The sequence below is a fragment of the Kitasatospora sp. NPDC092948 genome, from assembly GCF_044754805.1.
Lineage (GTDB): Bacteria > Actinomycetota > Actinomycetes > Streptomycetales > Streptomycetaceae > Kitasatospora.
The window spans coordinates 804,334-820,429 of sequence record NZ_JBIVPU010000001.1 but is presented as its reverse complement, the minus strand read 5'-3'; the positions used below and the strand labels follow the sequence as shown (position 1 = coordinate 820,429).

Annotated in this window: 18 protein-coding genes; 9 read left to right on the top strand and 9 right to left on the bottom strand. The window is 73.5% G+C overall.

The features are described 5' to 3' along the window. Positions 1 to 22: 22 nt before the first annotated feature. Positions 23 to 931, bottom strand: a complete 909-nt coding sequence (gene cynR, locus ACIQF6_RS03260) for a transcriptional regulator CynR (protein ID WP_400889526.1) — start codon at positions 929 to 931, stop codon at positions 23 to 25. 125 nt (positions 932 to 1,056) lie between these two features. Here cynR and ACIQF6_RS03255 point away from each other — a divergent pair, with 125 nt between their 5' ends. The 3 genes from ACIQF6_RS03255 to ACIQF6_RS03245 are packed head-to-tail and all read left to right on the top strand — an operon-like array spanning position 1,057 to position 2,699. Beyond that, positions 1,057 to 1,662: a carbonic anhydrase gene (locus tag ACIQF6_RS03255; protein WP_400889524.1), complete on the top strand. Its 606-nt coding sequence runs from the start codon at positions 1,057 to 1,059 to the stop codon at positions 1,660 to 1,662. A gap of 18 nt (positions 1,663 to 1,680) precedes the next feature. Beyond that, positions 1,681 to 2,151 carry a cyanase gene (cynS, locus tag ACIQF6_RS03250; RefSeq protein ID WP_400889522.1) on the top strand — a complete coding sequence of 157 codons (471 nt, stop codon included), beginning with the start codon at positions 1,681 to 1,683 and terminating at the stop codon, positions 2,149 to 2,151. A 47-nt stretch (positions 2,152 to 2,198) separates the two neighbouring features. Next, positions 2,199 to 2,699 (top strand): nucleoside deaminase, encoded by a 501-nt coding sequence (locus tag ACIQF6_RS03245; protein WP_400889520.1) that lies wholly within the window; start codon positions 2,199 to 2,201, stop codon positions 2,697 to 2,699. A 26-nt stretch (positions 2,700 to 2,725) separates the two neighbouring features. Here ACIQF6_RS03245 and ACIQF6_RS03240 read toward each other — a convergent pair whose 3' ends face one another. The 6 genes from ACIQF6_RS03240 to ACIQF6_RS03215 form a co-directional block, all read right to left on the bottom strand. After that, a complete protein-coding gene (locus ACIQF6_RS03240) occupies positions 2,726 to 3,157 on the bottom strand; it encodes a CBS domain-containing protein (RefSeq protein ID WP_400889518.1) in 432 nt (143 codons plus the stop codon). 127 nt (positions 3,158 to 3,284) lie between these two features. Then, on the bottom strand, positions 3,285 to 3,875 hold the full coding sequence (locus ACIQF6_RS03235) for a GTP-binding protein (RefSeq protein WP_400889516.1): 591 nt from the start codon (positions 3,873 to 3,875) through the stop codon (positions 3,285 to 3,287). After that, positions 3,856 to 4,281 carry a DUF742 domain-containing protein gene (locus tag ACIQF6_RS03230; RefSeq protein ID WP_400889514.1) on the bottom strand — a complete coding sequence of 142 codons (426 nt, stop codon included), beginning with the start codon at positions 4,279 to 4,281 and terminating at the stop codon, positions 3,856 to 3,858. The genes ACIQF6_RS03235 and ACIQF6_RS03230 overlap by 20 nt, the downstream gene beginning before the upstream one ends. A 6-nt stretch (positions 4,282 to 4,287) precedes the next feature. Then, the gene (locus ACIQF6_RS03225; RefSeq protein ID WP_400889512.1) at positions 4,288 to 4,698 is read right to left on the bottom strand and encodes a roadblock/LC7 domain-containing protein; all 411 of its coding nucleotides are present in this window, start codon (positions 4,696 to 4,698) and stop codon (positions 4,288 to 4,290) included. Beyond that, positions 4,695 to 7,208, bottom strand: coding sequence for a nitrate- and nitrite sensing domain-containing protein (locus ACIQF6_RS03220; protein ID WP_400889510.1), 2,514 nt, complete (start codon positions 7,206 to 7,208; stop codon positions 4,695 to 4,697). The genes ACIQF6_RS03225 and ACIQF6_RS03220 overlap by 4 nt, the downstream gene beginning before the upstream one ends. A gap of 34 nt (positions 7,209 to 7,242) precedes the next feature. After that, a complete protein-coding gene (locus ACIQF6_RS03215) occupies positions 7,243 to 8,025 on the bottom strand; it encodes an MHYT domain-containing protein (RefSeq protein ID WP_400889508.1) in 783 nt (260 codons plus the stop codon). Between the two features lie 296 nt (positions 8,026 to 8,321). Between ACIQF6_RS03215 and ACIQF6_RS03210 the strand changes: the two genes are divergently transcribed. Continuing rightward, positions 8,322 to 9,041: a hypothetical protein gene (locus ACIQF6_RS03210; RefSeq protein ID WP_400889506.1), complete on the top strand. Its 720-nt coding sequence runs from the start codon at positions 8,322 to 8,324 to the stop codon at positions 9,039 to 9,041. Positions 9,042 to 9,093: 52 nt separating this feature from the next. Here ACIQF6_RS03210 and ACIQF6_RS03205 read toward each other — a convergent pair whose 3' ends face one another. Continuing rightward, complete coding sequence (locus tag ACIQF6_RS03205) at positions 9,094 to 10,491, bottom strand: cytochrome P450 (RefSeq protein WP_400889504.1); 1,398 nt, start codon at positions 10,489 to 10,491, stop codon at positions 9,094 to 9,096. 271 nt (positions 10,492 to 10,762) lie between these two features. Here ACIQF6_RS03205 and modA point away from each other — a divergent pair, with 271 nt between their 5' ends. The 5 genes from modA to ACIQF6_RS03180 all read left to right on the top strand — a co-directional run bounded on the left by modA (position 10,763) and on the right by ACIQF6_RS03180 (position 15,510). After that, on the top strand, positions 10,763 to 11,548 hold the full coding sequence (gene modA / locus ACIQF6_RS03200) for a molybdate ABC transporter substrate-binding protein (RefSeq protein ID WP_400889502.1): 786 nt from the start codon (positions 10,763 to 10,765) through the stop codon (positions 11,546 to 11,548). Further along, positions 11,545 to 12,384 carry an ABC transporter permease gene (locus ACIQF6_RS03195; RefSeq protein ID WP_400889500.1) on the top strand — a complete coding sequence of 280 codons (840 nt, stop codon included), beginning with the start codon at positions 11,545 to 11,547 and terminating at the stop codon, positions 12,382 to 12,384. Before modA ends, ACIQF6_RS03195 begins: the two co-directional genes overlap by 4 nt. Continuing rightward, positions 12,366 to 13,439, top strand: coding sequence for an ABC transporter ATP-binding protein (locus ACIQF6_RS03190; protein ID WP_400890095.1), 1,074 nt, complete (start codon positions 12,366 to 12,368; stop codon positions 13,437 to 13,439). The genes ACIQF6_RS03195 and ACIQF6_RS03190 overlap by 19 nt, the downstream gene beginning before the upstream one ends. 65 nt (positions 13,440 to 13,504) lie before the next feature. Beyond that, positions 13,505 to 14,383 (top strand): glycosyltransferase family 2 protein, encoded by an 879-nt coding sequence (locus ACIQF6_RS03185; RefSeq protein WP_400889498.1) that lies wholly within the window; start codon positions 13,505 to 13,507, stop codon positions 14,381 to 14,383. Between the two features lie 215 nt (positions 14,384 to 14,598). After that, complete coding sequence (locus tag ACIQF6_RS03180) at positions 14,599 to 15,510, top strand: DMT family transporter (protein ID WP_400889496.1); 912 nt, start codon at positions 14,599 to 14,601, stop codon at positions 15,508 to 15,510. Between the two features lie 30 nt (positions 15,511 to 15,540). Here ACIQF6_RS03180 and ACIQF6_RS03175 read toward each other — a convergent pair whose 3' ends face one another. Continuing rightward, entirely contained in the window at positions 15,541 to 16,047 is a 507-nt protein-coding gene (locus tag ACIQF6_RS03175; RefSeq protein WP_400889494.1) for an ArsR/SmtB family transcription factor, read from the bottom strand. Positions 16,048 to 16,096 lie beyond the last annotated feature (49 nt).

Below are 16,096 nucleotides of genomic sequence, written 5' to 3'. Positions count from 1 at the left end.
CGGCCGGGGAGCCGACTCCCCGTCACCTCGCCGGCGCGTACCCCCTCGCCCGCACCAGCTCGTGGGTCAGCCGCGTGAACGCCCGGCCGGCGGCGCTGCGGTACGCGCCCTCGCGGTGCAGCAGGGTGACGGTCCGGACCGGCAGGGGCGGGTCGAGCGGGACCGGGCTCAGGTGGGGGTGGTCGTGGGTGATGGCGTCGGGGAGGACGGTGGCCAGGTCGGTGCGGCGGACGATCTCGGTGAGGGCCTGAATGGAGTTGGCCTCGACCGAGATGCGCGGGGTGCTGCCGTGCTGCGCGAAGTACCCGTCGATGTGGCCCCGGGTGGCGAAGTCGCCGGTGAGCAGGGCGAGTTCCATGGTCCGGAGGTCGCCGACCGGGAGTGGGGCGGGCAGCGCCGGGGCGCGTTCGGCGCCGGCCACCAGGCTGAGCGTCTCGGTGAAGAGCGCGGTGCCGGCCAGGCCGGGGAGGTGGGCGCCGGCGAAGGCGATGCCGAGGTCGAGATCGTCGGCGAGCAGCGCCGTCTCGATGCGGTCCTGGGTGGTCTCCGTCAAGGTGAGGCCGACGCCGGGGTGGCGGGTGTGGAGTTCGGCGGTGAGCGGGCCGATCAGGTAGGCGGTGAACGTGGGGGTGACGCCGAGGCGCAGCTGGCCGCGGGTGAGGTCCTGGACGTCGTGGACGGCGCGTTCGGCGGCGGCCAGGTCGCGCAGGGCGCGCCGGGCGTGTTCGGTGTAGACGGCGCCGGCGTCGGTGAGCCGCACGGTGCGGCCGGTGCGGTCCAGCAGCTGGACGCCGATCGTCGTCTCCAGCTGCTTGATCTGCTGGGAGAGCGTGGGCTGCGAGATGTGCAGCTCCTCGGCGGCGCGGGTGAAGTTCCCCTGCTCGGCGACGGCGAGCAGGTACCGCAGGTGACGCAGTTCGACGGAGGCCATGGGCGCCACTATAGATGCCACCAATAGAGACCATGGCCAATGCCTCTTGGACGCTATGGGTGCAGGTCATGCATGGTGGATTTCACCAGCCCACCGGGCCGGAACTCACTCGAGAGGGAGTGACCATGCAGGACATCAACGACGGCGTCGCCCGTTTCCAGCGCGACGTCTTCCCGGCCAAGAAGGAACTCTTCGCCCATCTGGCCACCCACCACACCCCGAACACGCTGTTCATCGGCTGTTCCGACGCCCGTGTGGTGCCCGAGCTGATCACCGGCACCGAACCCGGCGAGCTGTTCGTCGTCCGCACCGCGGGCAACCTCGTCCCGGCCTACACCCCCGGGGCCGACGGCATCTCCGCCAGCATCGAGTACGCCCTCGCCGCGCTGCACGTGCAGGACGTCATCGTCTGCGGCCACTCGGCCTGCGGCGCGATGACCGCCCTCGCCGAGGGCCACGACCTCACCGGTGCCCCGGCCGTCGCCTCCTGGCTGCGTCACGCGGACGCCTCCCTGGCCCGCACCGCCAAGGCCGGCGACGTCGACGCCCTGGTCCGCCAGAACGTCCTCGCCCAGCTCGCCAACCTGGCCACCCACCCCTCCGTGGCCCGCGCGCTGGCCGAGCACCGGGTCGCCCTGCACGGCTGGGTCTACGACATCCCGACCGGCCGCATCGACGACCTCACCTCCCCCGACCGCACCACCGCCACCACCGCCGCCATCGCGGCCTGACGCAAGGAACCGACCCCCATGACCCAGGCACAGTTCACCCGGACCGCCCGCGAGGCCCTGACCGCCAAGGCCGTCGACGCCAAGATCCGCAAGGACCTCAGCTGGCAGCAGATCGCCGACGCCTCCGGCCTGTCCGTCGCCTTCACCACCGCCGCCGTTCTCGGCCAGCACCCGCTGCCGGAGGAGTCGGCGAAGGCCGTCGCCGCGCTCCTCGACCTGGACGAGGACGACGCCCGCGTGCTGCAGACCATCCCGGTCCGCGGCTCGATGCCCGACCGCATCCCCACCGACCCGACCATGTACCGCTTCTACGAGATGCTCCAGGTCTACGGCACCACCCTGAAGGCCCTGGTCCACGAGCAGTTCGGCGACGGCATCATCTCCGCCATCAACTTCCGGCTCGACGTCAAGAAGGTCGCCGACCCGGACGGCGGCGAGCGCGCCGTCATCACCCTCGACGGCAAGTACCTCCCCACCAAGCCCTTCTGAGCCGCCGAGCCGTTCCGATCGACCTCCCCCACCTGCAAGGAGCCACCGTGGACTTCGCCCAGCGCACCATCGACCTCGCCCGCCGGAACGTCATGGAGGGCGGCCGGCCCTTCGCCACCGTCATCGTCAAGGACGGCGAGATCCTCGCCGAGAGCCCCAACCGGGTCGCCCAGACCGGCGACCCCACCGCCCACGCGGAGATCCTGGCCATCCGCGACGCCTGCACCAGGCTCGGTACCGAGCACCTGACCGGCACCACCATCTACGTGCTGGCCCACCCCTGCCCGATGTGCCTCGGCTCGCTGTACTACTGCTCGCCGGACGAGGTCGTCTTCCTCACCACCCGCGACGCGTACGAGCCGCACTACGTCGACGACCGCAAGTACTTCGAACTCAACTCGTTCTACGAGGAGTTCGCCAAGCCGTGGCAGGAGCGCCGGCTGCCGATGCGCCACCAGGACCGCGAGGACGCCGTCGACGTCTACCGCCTGTGGCAGCAGCGCAACGGCGGCGAGCGCCGCGTCGCCGGCGTCCCCGCCTCCGTCTGACGGGGCCGTCCCCGCATCGGGTTCGCCTACATCGGGTTCGCCGCGTAGATGCGCTCGGCGAACTCGGCGACCTGCTCCTCCGGGAGGTGCCTGGCCACATCGGCTTCGCTGATCATGCCGACCATCCGCTTGCCCTCGATCACGGGGAGCCGGCGGATGCGGTGGCTCTCCATCTCCCGGAGGACCTCTCCGATGTCGGCGTCCGCGTCGATCCAGCGCGGGGTGCCCTCGATGATGTCGGACGCCATGCACTCGGACGGGCTGTGCCCCTTCGCGACGCACTTCACGACGATGTCCCGGTCGGTGATGATGCCGCAGAGCCGTTCGTTGTGCGTCTCGTCGCCGACGGGCAGCGCACCGACGTTCAGCCGGTTCATCAGCTCGGCGGCGTGTTGGAGCGTGTCACTCCTGGTGATCCAGTGGGCACCGGGATTCATGATGTCCTTGGCCGTGGTCATGCCGTCCTCCTGCGTTACTGCGGCCGCGGACTTCGCGACCTGCGTACGGAGTTCTGCCGCCCCTCGTCCAGGTTCTCCCCGTGCCACGGTCCCCGCGATCCGAGTCGGCCCGGGTCCGGCGCCGGTCTCAACAGCCGGTCTGCGCCAGGACCCGGGCCGCGTGCACCTTCCCGGCGTGCTCAACGAGGTTGATCAGCACGGTCTTTCCCGAGCTGCGCTCCCGCGCGTCGCACAGCACCACGGGGGTGTCCGGGTCGAGGTCGAGGGCCCGGGAGACCTCCTCGGGGTGGAACGCGCGGGTGCCGTCGAAGCAGTTGACGGCGACCACGAACGGGATGCCGCGGTGCTCGAAGAAGTCGACGGCGGGGAAGCAGTCGGTGAGCCGGCGGGTGTCGGCGAGGACGACGGCGCCGAGCGCGCCCTGGGCGAGTTCGTCCCAGAGGAACCAGAAGCGGTCCTGGCCGGGGGTGCCGAACAGGTAGACGGACAGGCCGGTGCGGATGGTGATCCGGCCGAAGTCCATGGCGACGGTGGTGGTGGTCTTGCGTTCGACGCCGCCGAGGTCGTCGACGCCGGCGCCGGCCGCCGTCAGCTGCTCCTCGGTGCGCAGCGGTCTGATCTCGCTGACGGCGCCGACCAGGGTGGTCTTGCCGACGCCGAAGCCGCCGGCGACCAGGATCTTCAGGGCGAGATCGGTGTCAGAGCGCGCGGAGTCCATGAATGACCTCCTGGAGGATGTGCTCGTGCGGCAACAGGGCCGGCGGGACGGGGCGGCTGACCCGGATGTGTTCGGCGTCGAGCAGGTCGCCGAGCAGGACCCGGACCACGCCGAGCGGCAGGTCGAGGTCGGCGGCGATCTCGGCGACGGACAGCGCGTTGCCCAGGCACAGGTGGAGGATCGCGGCCTGTTCGGGGCCGACCGGCAGCACGGCCGGGTTGGGGACGTCGGTGACCACCAGGGCGATCAGGTCGAAGGGCTGGCCGGGGCGGGTGCGGCCCCCGGTGAGCGCGTAGGGGCGGACCATCGGGCCGGCGGCCTCGTCGTACCACTGGACGGGGCGGTCGGGCGGCGGCGGGTAGCCGGGCGGGGAGCCCGGCAGGTAGTGGCGCGGCGGGTAGGCCAACGGGGGTCACCCCTCCCGGTGGCCGCGCGGGGCGGCGTGCAGGTGTTCGCCGACCCGGCGCACCAGGCGGGCCATCTCGTAGGCGACCAGGCCGAGATCGGCGTCGGGGCCGGCGAAGACGGCCAGGCAGGAGGACTGTCCGGCGGCGGCGACGAACAGGTAGCCGCGCTCCAACTCGACCATGGTCTGCCGGACCCGGCCGGCGTCGAAGTGTCGGCCCGCGCCCTTGGCGAGGCTGTGGAAGCCGGAGGCGACGGCGGCCAGGTGTTCGGTGTCCTCGCGGGCCAGGCCGGTGGAGTTGCCCATCGACAGGCCGTCGGCAGAGAGCATCACGGCGAACTTGACCTGGGCGGTTCGGGTGACCAACTCGTCGAGCAGCCAGTTGAGTTCGCCGGTGTGGTGGGCGGTGCCGATCATCGGTCGCGGTCTCCTCGGTGCAGGGGGTGCGGGTCGGGGGCGCTGCCGCGGGCCCAGCCCCGTTGGAAGGCGGCCATCGCGGTGCGGACGTGCTCGGGGTCGCGCTCGGCGGGGTCGCGCTCGGCAGGGGCGGCGGGGCGCAGCCCGGGCCGGGCCGGTTCGGGGGCTTCGCGCAGTTGCGGGGCGAGGCTGGCCTGCCGTATCCGGCGCGGGAGTCGGTCCTCGCCGTCGGCGGGCAGCGCGAGCGACGCCGTCACCGGGGGCGTCCGAGTCCCGGGCGGAGCGGGCAGCGTGGGCGGTGCGGGCGGAGCGGGCAGCGTGGGCGGTACGGGCGGAGCGGCGAGCGCGGTGGCCCGGCCGGGCCCCGAGGGTGGGGTCAACGGCCGCGCGGGGTAGGCGGGTTCGGCGTGTCCGGCCGGCGCGTCCCGGTGCGCCTCGGCGGTGCGCAGGTCGAGCAGGTCGACGGGCAGCAGGACGACGGCGGTGGTGCCGCCGTACGGGGACGGGCGGAGGGCGACTCTGACGCTGTGGCGTTTGGCGAGGCGGCTGACCACGAACAGGCCGAGCCGGTCGCTGTCGAACAGGTCGGCCTGGTCGCCGGCGGCGATCCGCCGGTTGGCGTCGGCGAGGGCTTCGGGGCCCATGCCGAGGCCGCGGTCCTCGATCTCCACCACGTAGCCGGTGCCGACCTGTTCGCCGCGGATGTGGACCTTGGTGTGCGGCGGCGAGAACCCGGTGGCGTTCTCGACGAGTTCGGCGATCAGGTGGGTGAGGTCGGCGACGGCGGGGCCGGTGACGGCGGCCTCCGGGAGGGGGTGGACGTCGACCCGGGCGTACTCCTCGACTTCGGCGACGGCGGCGCGGACCACGTCGGTGAGCGGGACGGGTTTGCGCCAGGCGCGGCCGGGGGCGGCGCCGGAGAGGATGATCAGGCCTTCGGCGTGGCGGCGCATCCGGGTGGTGAGGTGGTCGAGCCGGAACAGGTCGTCGAGTTCGGCGGGGTCCTCGGTGCGGCGTTCCATCGCGTCCAGCAGGGTGAGTTGACGGTGCACCAGGACCTGACTGCGGCGGGCCAGGTTGACGAAGACGCCGGAGACGCCGGAGAGCACTTCGGCGCGTTCGACGGCGGCGGTGACGGCGGCCCGCTGCACGGTGTCGAGGGCCTGGTGGACCTGGCCGATCTCGTCGCTGCCGTGTTCCCGCATCGGCGCCTCGGCGTCCACGTCGACCTCGTCGCCGGACCTCAGCCTCCGCATGGTGGCGGGGAGTTTGCGTCCGGCGAGTTCGAGGGCGGAGTTGCGCAGGGCGTGCAGTTCGGCGACCAGGCCGTGGCCGATCCGGACGGAGATCAGCAGCGCGGCGAGGACGGCGAGCAGGCCGAGCAGCACGGTCGCGCCGGAGGTGGTGAACAGGCCGAGGGCGTACGGGTCGGAGCGTTCGGCGGCGGTCCGGCCGGCCTGTTGTTCGACGACGGCGAGGTCGTGGGCGGTGGTGGCGGCGACGGTGCTCCAGCGGTCGGCGGGGACGGCGGCGAGGGCGGCGGCGGGGCTGCCGGCGGCGGTGACGGCGTCCTCGTAGCGGCGCAGTTCCTGGTAGTCGGACCCGCCGGTGACGGCGGCCAGTGCGGTGCGGTCGGCGGGGCGCAGGTCCGGCGCGGAGGCCTGTTCGAACTGGGTGCGGGCGTAGGCGGCCTGCAGGACGGTGCGGTACTGGGCGTCGTCGAGTCGGCCGGCCCGGTCGGCGGCGCGCAACAGGGCGTCCTCGCGGGCGAGTTGTTCGCGGGAGCGGGCGAATTCGAGCAGCGCGCGGGCGTCGGCGGCGACCCGGTGGTCCTGCAGGGCGGTGAGCGAGCCGGCCACGGCGAGGGCGTTGTCGACGGCGGTGGTGTAGGCGCCGTAGGTGTCGTCCCAGCGGACTCCGTGGCCGAGGATCTGCCGGCGCAGGGCGGGAAGGGTGGCCAGCGAGCGGGTGAGGGTGTCGAGGCGGTCGGCGCTCTCGCCGCCGAGCCCTTCGGCGTCGGCGCGGTTGTAGCCGGGGGCGAGGCTGAGCGGGGCGGCGGCGCTGTCGGTGTTCTGGGCGGCGGCGCGCAGCTCGCTCTCGCGGGCGATGTCGGGGCCGGCGGTGGCGAGGAGTTGGCCGGCGGCGGCGCGTTCGGCCTGCAGGGCGGTGACGGTGCGGTCGAGGGGGCCGCGCAGGGTGGTGTCGACGTTCTTGATCCGCAGCAGTTCCCCGACGTCGCCCGCGGTGCTGACGGCGGCGAACGACCAGAGGGCCATCAGGGCGACCACGGGGAGCATCAGCACGGCGACGATCCGGGCGCGGACGGTGCGCGGGCGCAGGCCGGGCCGGGTGGACGGGCCGGTGGGCAGCGGGGTTTCGTCGGCGGGCGGTCCGGCGTGGGCGCCGCGCCGGGGGGTGCCGGCGGCGCCGGGCCTGCCGCGGGCGGGGCCGCGGGGGGTGCTGTGGGCGGGTGGTCCGCTGCGGGGGGTGCTGCCTCGGGGTGGGCGCATGGGGCGGGGCGGCCTTTCGGGGGTTGACGGGCAGTCAGGCGGCGCGGCCGAGTTCCTCGACGGCGAGTTCGCCGGCTTCGCGGTAGGCGGCGTTCTCCTGTGCGGTCGGGGAGAGCGAGACGAACGCGGCGGTGAGGAAGAGGAAGGAGCCGAGGCCCACGGCCAGCGGGAGGACGAACTGCATCGGGGTGGCGCCGCCGAGTCCGGTGCGGGCGGGTTCCATGTGGACGTGCACGGCGGCCATGCCGACGTAGTGCATGCAACTGACGGCGATGCCCATGACCAGTGAGGCGGCGGCCGCGGCGTACACGTTGCGGATGGTGACGGCGGCCCAGAGTGCGGCGGTGGCGGCGGCGACGGCGATCAGCACGGACAGCGCCACGGTGCCGAACCGGTAGTGGAGTTCGCCGTGGATGCGGACGGCGGCCATGCCGAGGTAGTGCATGGCGGCGACGCCGAGGCCGGTGGTGAGGCCGCCGAGCAGCAGGCTGCGGCTGCGGTGGCGGCCGTGGCAGACGACGAAGACGCCGAGCCCGACCACGGCGATCGCGACCAGCAGGCTGAGCACGGTCAGCGGGACGTCGTAGCGCAGTTCGGTGCCGTCCACGGTGAAGCCGAACATGGCGACGAAGTGCATGGTCCAGATGCCGGAGCCGATCGCGGCGGCGGCGGTGAGCAGCCAGTTGCGGCGGGAGGCGCCGGTGGCGGACATCGCGCGCAGGGTGCAGCGCAGGCCGAGGGCCGCACCGACGCAGGCCATCGCGTAGGACAGGACTGGGGTGAGCCAGCCGAAACTGAAGTGGTCCATCGATCCCATGGGTGCCTCCCGCGAGTGCCCGGCGGCGCTCGTCCACTCTGGTGTTGTGTCAGGGCCCCAGGGGGCCGGGGCTCTTGTGATCCGGGGACGCTGGACGTTACCCAGAGCTGATGAATGGTCACCAGAAGATCTGAAAAGCACCACGCGCTGTGGGCGCGGTGTGCTCGAATGGGCCGGCGGCCCATGCCTGCCGCACGGTCCCCGGTCGTTCCGTGGCCGAACTGAGGTGCGGGCTGTCGGCGGGAGCCGATACCCTCCGCGTACTTCCCAGTTGGAACATCAATTCGAGGATCTACGTGTCCAATCCCGTCCCGCCCCCGTCGACCGACGCTTTCGCCGCTCCCGCGAGCGCCGCTCCGGGTGCCGAGACCGCATCCGCCCCGCACGCCGAGTACTTCGGCCCGGGCTGCCGCTTCTGCGGTTCGGTGCCGGCCGTGGAGACCACGGTCCGCGGCCACCAGGGCTTCCTGGTGCTGATGCGCTTCCTCAAGGTGCAGGGCCCGTTCTGCCGCAACTGCGGTCTGGCGACGGTGCGCAAGATGACCTCGGACAGCCTCTGGCAGGGCTGGTGGGGCCTCGCCTCGGCGGTGATCAACCCGATCACCATGCTGAGCAACCTGGCCGCCTGGTCGAAGATCCGCCGCCTGGCGGCGCCGCTGCCCCGCGGCTGGGGCATCCCGGCCGCGCCGGGCCGTCCGCTCTGGCAGCGGGTGCAGATCCTCGGCCTGCTGGTGCCGGTGCTGGCGGTCGGCGCGATCGTCTACGCCGCGAACAGCGACCCGGACTACGCGGCCGTCGGCGACTGCATCCACCACACCGGCAGCGACGACGACCCGACGGTCACCGTGGTGGACTGCACCAGCAGCGACGCCCAGTTCAAGGTGGTCGGCCGCTTCGAGAACGACAACAACGACGCCTGCGACGACGTCCCGGGGACGGACGCCGCGTTCAGCTCCTCGGGCCGCCGCAGCCAGACCTACACGCTCTGCCTGTCGAAGGTCGTGCGCTCCTCCTGAGCCGCCCGCACCGCCCGCTCCCCGCCGCCCCGGGGAGCGGGCGGTGCGCCGTTCACCCGGCGGTGTGCTGCTGCTCGGCGGCCTGACGGCGGGTCAGCTTCACCCGGACCGGACCGTGCACCTCCAGGGTGATGCCCTGGCCGAGCGGGACGTCGGTGTCCACCGCGTCGATCTCGAACTCGCGCAGCAGCACGGCCAGCGCGAGCACCGACTCCAGCATCGAGAAGTGCTGGCCGATGCAGGCCCGCGGGCCGCCGCCGAACGGGAACCAGGCGTAGCGGTGCCGGGCGGCCTCGCGTTCGGGGGTGAACCGGTCGGGGTCGAAGCGCTCCGGGTCCTCCCAGTGGTCGGGGTGGCGGTGCGTCACGTACGGGGAGACCAGCAGGTCCGCGCCGGCCGGGATCTCGACGCCGCCGACCATCACGGACTTGACGGCCCGTCGGCCGATCGAGGGCGCGGCCGGGAAGAGCCGCATCGTCTCCTTCAGCACCTGGGTCAGGTACGGGAGTCGCGGGTAGTCGGCGGCGGTGGGCCGGCGGCCGTCGCCGAGCAGCTCGGCGACCTCCTGGTGGGCCCGGCGCTGCTGTTCGGGGTGCTTGCCGAGCAGGTGCAGGGCGAAGGTCAGCGAGGTGGCGGTGGTCTCGTGGCCGGCCAGCAGGAAGACCAGCACCTGTTCGCGCAGTTCGGTGGCGTCGAGCTGGTTGCCGTCCTCGTCGCGGGCCCTGGCGAGCAGGCCGAGCAGGTCCTCGCCGTCCCGTTCCTCCGTCGTCCCCTCGGTGGCGCGCCCGGCGATGATCCCGTCGCACACCGCGTACAGGGTGCGCTCGGCCTCCAGCGCCTTGCGGTGGCCGGGCAGCGGCCAGGTGCGGGGCAGCCGGAAGGGGGAGACGCCGCGGTCGCGGACGAAGGCGGCGAGGACCGGGAAGGCGTGGTGGACGGTCTCCACCGCCTGCTCGACGTCCTGGCCGAAGAGGATCCGGGCGACGGTGCGCAGCGCGAACCGGGACATCTCCTCGGCGGCGTCCACCGTCCCGTCGGGGGCGGCGGCCCAGCGTTCCACCAGCGACTCGGTCTCGATGCCGATGGCGTCCGCGTACTGGTCGACCCGGCGGCGGGTGAACAGCGGCTGGACCAGGCGGCGTTGGCGCAGGTAGTCCTGGTCCTGGGCGGTGAGCAGGCCGTTGCCGAAGCTCTCCCGGATCTCGCCGTAGAAGACGTTGTCCTTGCGGAAGTTGGCCGAGTCGGTGGCCAGCACCTGCTGGACGCCCTCGGGCGAGGCGACCAGGTAGATCTGGGCGCGCAGCCCGGGCGGGCCGGCCGTTATCCGCAGCACGTCGCCGTGGTCGCGGCGGGCGGCGAGGTAGGTGGCGAGCGAATCGCGTTTGAGGTCGAGGAGCGAGCCGATCAGCGGCAGTCCGGCCGGGCCGGGCACGTGGGTGGTGGCGGTCATGGAGTTCCCCCTCCATCGGCGGGCGAACCCCCGAACAGGAGGGGCTCGCTGACATTGCGTCAGTATTCCTTGGCGGTCGGGGCCTGGCGAGGTTCTCCGCAGTGGCCTAAAGCGAGGCTTGAGGCGAGGCACATGCGGCGCTTAAGTTGGCCTTAAGGTCGCTGATGCGAGGGGGTCGCCCTGTTGAGCCCCGCAGCTGCGGCACTATGATCGGCTGATCGGCCCCCGACGGATCGCCGCGACCGCCCACCACGACCAGGGGAATCCACCCATGCGCAGCGCCAGAAGCCTCCTCGCCGCCACCTCCGTGCTCGCCCTCGCGGCGGCGCTGACCGCGTGCACCGCCACCCCCACGTCGAACAACGGCACGCAGTCCGCCCCCAAGGTCGAGGGCACGGTGACGGTGTTCGCGGCGGCCTCGCTCAAGGAGACCTTCACCGAACTCGGCAAGCGCTTCGAGGCCGCCTACCCGGGCACCAAGGTGACCTTCAACTTCGGCGGCTCCTCGGCGCTCGCGCAGAGCATCGTCTCCGGCGCGCCCGTGGACGTGTTCGCCGCGGCCAGCCCCGCCACCATGAAGACCGTCACCGACGCCAAGCTGATCGTCGAGACCCCGCGGACCTTCGCCCGCAACACGCTGGAGATCGCCGTCCCCAAGGGCAACCCGAAGCACATCGCCGGCCTGAAGGACCTCGGCGGGGTGAAGACCGCGCTGTGCGCCAAGGAGGTGCCGTGCGGCGCCGCCGCCGTCACCGCGCTGAAGGCCGCCGGCGTCGAGGTCACCCCGGCCACCTACGAGCAGGACGTCAAGGGCGCCCTCACCAAGGTCGAACTCGGCGAGGTGGACGCCTCGCTGGTGTACCGGACCGATGTGAAGGCGGACGCCGCGAAGGTCGACGGCGTGGAGTTCCCCGAGTCCGCGCAGGCCGTCAACGACTACCCGGTCGCCCCGCTCGCCAAGGCGCCCAACACCAACGGCGCCGCGGCGTTCCTCGGCTACCTGAACTCCATGGACGCCAGTCGCGTGCTCACCGAGGCCGGCTTCCAGGTCCCGTGAGCACCCCCCGAACCACTCCCGCACCACACCCCCGGGGCCGGCGGCGGCCCCGGGGGGCCACTCGCATCCCCGCCGCACTGCTGCTCCCCGCCCTGCTCGGCCTCGCCTTCCTCGTCCTGCCGCTGCTCGGCCTGCTGATCCGCGCCCCGTGGAGCGCCCTGCCCACGCTGCTCACCGGCCCCGAGGTCTGGCAGGCGCTGCGGCTGTCGCTGGTCTCCGCGACCGCCGCGACCGGCGTCTCCCTGCTGCTCGGCGTCCCGCTGGCCTGGCTGCTGGCCCGCACCGAGTTCCCCGGCCGCCGGCTGCTGCGCGCCCTGGTCACCCTGCCGCTGGTGCTGCCGCCGGTGGTCGGCGGCGTCGCGCTGCTGCTGGTGCTCGGCCGCAACGGCGTCGTCGGCCGCTGGCTGGACTCGGCGACCGGCATCACCCTGCCCTTCACCACCGCCGGCGTGGTGGTCGCCGAGGCGTTCGTCGCCATGCCGTTCCTGGTGATCAGCGTGGAGGGCGCGCTGCGTGCCGCGGACCCTCGCTACGAGGAGGCCGCCGCGACCCTCGGCGCGTCCCGGCTCACCGCGTTCCGCCGGGTCACCCTGCCGCTGGTCGCCCCCGGCATCGGGGCCGGCGCGGTGCTCGCCTGGGCGCGCGCGCTCGGCGAGTTCGGCGCGACCATCACCTTCGCCGGCAACTTCCCCGGCCGCACCCAGACCATGCCGCTGGCCGTGTACCTCGCCATGGAGTCCGACCCGCAGGCCGCGATCGCGCTCAGCCTGATCCTGCTCACCGTCTCCGTCGCCGTCCTCGCCGGACTGCGCGACCGCTGGATGTCCGCCCCGTGAACACCGCCCTCGACGCCCGACTCCTCGTCTCCCGGGGCGCGTTCACCCTCGACGTGGCGCTCACCGCCGAGCCCGGCGAGGTCGTCGCCCTGCTCGGCCCGAACGGCGCGGGCAAGTCCACCGCGCTGCGCGCCCTGGCGGGGCTGCTCCCCCTGACGGACGGCCGCATCTCGCTCTACGACCAGCAGTTGGACTCCCCCGCCGACGGCGTCTTCCGGTCCGCCGAGCAGCGCCCGATCGGCGTGGTCTTCCAGGACTACCTGCTCTTCCCGCACCTCTCCGCCCTCGACAACGTCGCGTTCGGCCTGCGCTGCAAGGGACTTCGCCGCGCCGCCGCCCGCGCCGAGGCGCTGCCCTGGCTGGCGCGGATGGGCCTGGCCGAGCACGCCGGCCGCCGCCCCGCGAAGCTCTCCGGCGGCCAGGCGCAGCGCGTCGCCCTGGCCCGCGCCCTCGCCGTCCGCCCCCGCCTGCTCCTGCTGGACGAGCCGCTGGCCGCGCTCGACGCCCGCACCCGGCTCGACGTCCGCGCCGAACTCCGCCGCCACCTCACCGAGTTCGAAGCCGTCGCGGTCCTCGTCACGCACGACCCGCTGGACGCGATGGTGCTCGCCGACCGCCTCGTCGTCATCGAGTCCGGCCGGGTCGTCCAGACCGGCCTCCCGGCGGAGGTGGCCCGCCGCCCGCGCACCGACTACATCGCCCGCCTGGTCGGCCTCAACCTGTACCAGGGCACCGCGAGCGGCCGCCACGTCACCCTCCCCGACGGCCAGGTCCTCGCCACCGACGAGGAGTTGACCGGCCCCGCCTTCGTCGCCTTCCCGCCCGACGCGGTCACCCTGCACCGCCACCGCCCCGAGACCAGCGCCCGCAACCTCTTCCCCTGCACCGTCGCCGGCCTCGACCTCCACGGCGACCGCTTCCGCGTCGACCTCACCGGCCCCCTCCCCCTCGCCGCCGACCTCACCCCCACCGCCGCAACCGCCCTCGACCTCACCCCCGGCACCCGCGTCTGGGCCGCCGTCAAAGCCACCCAAACCCACGCCTACCCGGCCTGACCGGCCCCGCCCAACCGCTAGGATCCGGTGCCGAACCCACCCTCCCCGCACCGGAGTCCGGCCTGATGAACACACCACGGATCGGCGTCGTGATCGTCACCATGGGCAACCGCCCACGTGAACTCGCCGCCCTGCTGGACTCGGTGGAACGACAGGACGTCCCCGCGCACCGCATCGTCCTGGTCGGCAGCGCCTGCCCGCTCACCGACCTCGACCGGCCCGGGCTGGAGAAGCTCCCGCTCACCGACAACCCGGGCTGCCCGGGCGCGCGCAACGTCGGACTCCGGGCACTGCTGGACGCCGGGGACGTCGACGTGGTGGTGGAGCTCGACGACGACGGCCTGCTGATCGCCGACGACGTGTTCCGCCGGGTCGCCGAACGGTACGCCACCGAGCCACGGCTGGGGATCGTCGCGTTCCGGATCGCGGACGAGCACGGCGAGACCCAGCGCCGCCACGTCCCCCGCCTGCGGGCGTCCGACCCGATGCGGGGCGGCCCCGTCACCGCGTTCCTCGGCGGTGGGCACGCCCTCTCGGTGCCGATGCTGCGCCGAACCGGTCTGTGGGCGGGCGAGTTCCGCTTCGGCCACGAGGAGACCGACCTCGCCTGGCGTGCCCTGGACGACGGCTGGACCATCCAGTACGACCCGCAGGTGGTCCTCCAGCACCCCAAGACCTCCCCGGCCCGGCACGCCGTCTACTACCGCTACACCGCCCGCAACCGCGTCTGGCTCGCCAAGCGCCGCCTCCCCGCCCCGCTCGTCCCCCTCTACCTCGCTACCTGGCTCCTCCTCACCCTCGCCCGCATCCGCTCCCTCCCCGGCCTCACCGCCTGGTTCGGCGGCTTCGCCGAGGGCCTTCGCACGTCCTGCCCGCCCCGCCGTCCGATGAGCTGGCGCACCGTCCGGCGCCTCACCCTTCTCGGGCGTCCGCCCCTGATCTGACGTCGGGCTACGCGTTTCTGACGATCCGTCGGTCGGTGCGCGTACAGTGGCGGGCATGCATCGCGGTGTTCTGCCCCCTCCCGTCGGCTGAGCGGGCGGCCGGCCACTTCCTGAGCATGTCCGGGCTGCTGCCGTTTCGTGCAGGGGTGCCCCGGGCCGGTCGGTGCTGCCCGCTTCCGTGGCCACTGACCATGACGGCTTTCGGGAGTTCACCCGTGTTCTCGTTCCACACCGCCCTGCCCGCGCGGCGGGGCCTGCTGTACGTCGCGCTCGCCGCGACCGCCTGGGGCACCGCCGGGGCGGCGGCCGCGCTGCTGTTCCGGCAGAGCGGACTGGGGCCGCTCGCCCTGACGTTCTGGCGCTCGCTCGGCGGCGCCGCGGTCCTGCTGGCCCTGCGGACGGGCCGCGGCGCCGGCGGGCGGCCCGGGCCCTCGCCCGTCCGCACGCTGCTGAACGGCCTGGGGCTGACGCTCTTCCAGGCCGCGTACTTCCTCGCGGTCCGGCACACCGGCCTGGCCGTGGCCACGGTGGTGACGCTGGGCTCGGCGCCGGTGATGGTGGCGCTCGGCGGGCGCCTGCTGATGGGCGAACGGCTGGGCCGCGCCGGGGTTTCGGCGGTCGCCGGGGCGCTGCTGGGCCTCGCGGTGCTGGTGCTCGGCGGCGGGACGGACACCGGGGTGGACCCGGCCGGCCTGGCCTGGGCACTGGCCTCCGCGGCCGGCTACGCGGCGATCACCGTCGCCACCCGGCACTGGGCCCGCACGGGCGTCGTGGACGACCCGGCCGTCACCACCCTCCGGTCGTTCGCGATCTGCGCGCTCTGCCTGGCCCCGTTCGCGTACGCCGAGGGCCTCGTGCCGGCGGCGCACGCCCTGCCGTCGACGCTGCTGCTGCTCGGGTACTTGGCGACGGTGCCGACCGCCCTCGCGTACGCGCTGTACTTCGCGGGCGCGGCGGTGATCCGCGCCGCCACGGCGTCGGTGGTGGCACTGATCGAACCGCTGAGCGCGACGGTGATCGCCGCCGCCGTGCTGGACGAGCCGCTCACGCCGTCGGCGCTGCTCGGCACGGTGGTGCTGCTGCTGTCGGTGGTGGCCCTGGCCCGCGCGGAGCTGCGGGCCTCCTGAGCCCCCGGCCCCGCCGGCGGGAAGGGAACCTCATGTGCCGGCCTGCTGGTAGAGCGTCACCAGCAGGCCGTGCACCGGCTCGCCCTCCGTGTCCTCCTCCGCCTCGTCGACCAGCGCGGCCAGCGCCTCGGCGAGCCGCGCCGCCCTGGCGGGGGTGAGCCGGATGTGGCGCAGCGTCAGGAGGTGGTCGGCGGGCGAGCGCTCCAGCTCCTGGGCGACGGCGCCGAACAGCGCGGCGGTGCCCTCGGGCCGCGGTTCGGCGACCAGGAGCCGCTCGGCCGCCCGCCGGTAGTACTTCTCGGTGCCGCCGCGCACCCGTCGTGTCCCGGCGCTCTGCACCAGCCCGGCTTGGCACAGCACCCCGAGGTGGTGGGAGACGCTGCCCTTGTTCGCGCCCAGTTGCGCGGCGAGCCGGCTGATCGTCGACGGCCGGGCGCTCAGCGCGAACAGCAGGCGCTGGCGCATGGGGTGGGCGAGCGCGGCGTGCTGCACCGGCGTGCTGATCTGCTGGACGTCTCCGCCTATTTGATGGCTCATCAGATCAAGCGTTAAGCATGTTTGACGCTTTGACAAGCCGCTGGTCTAC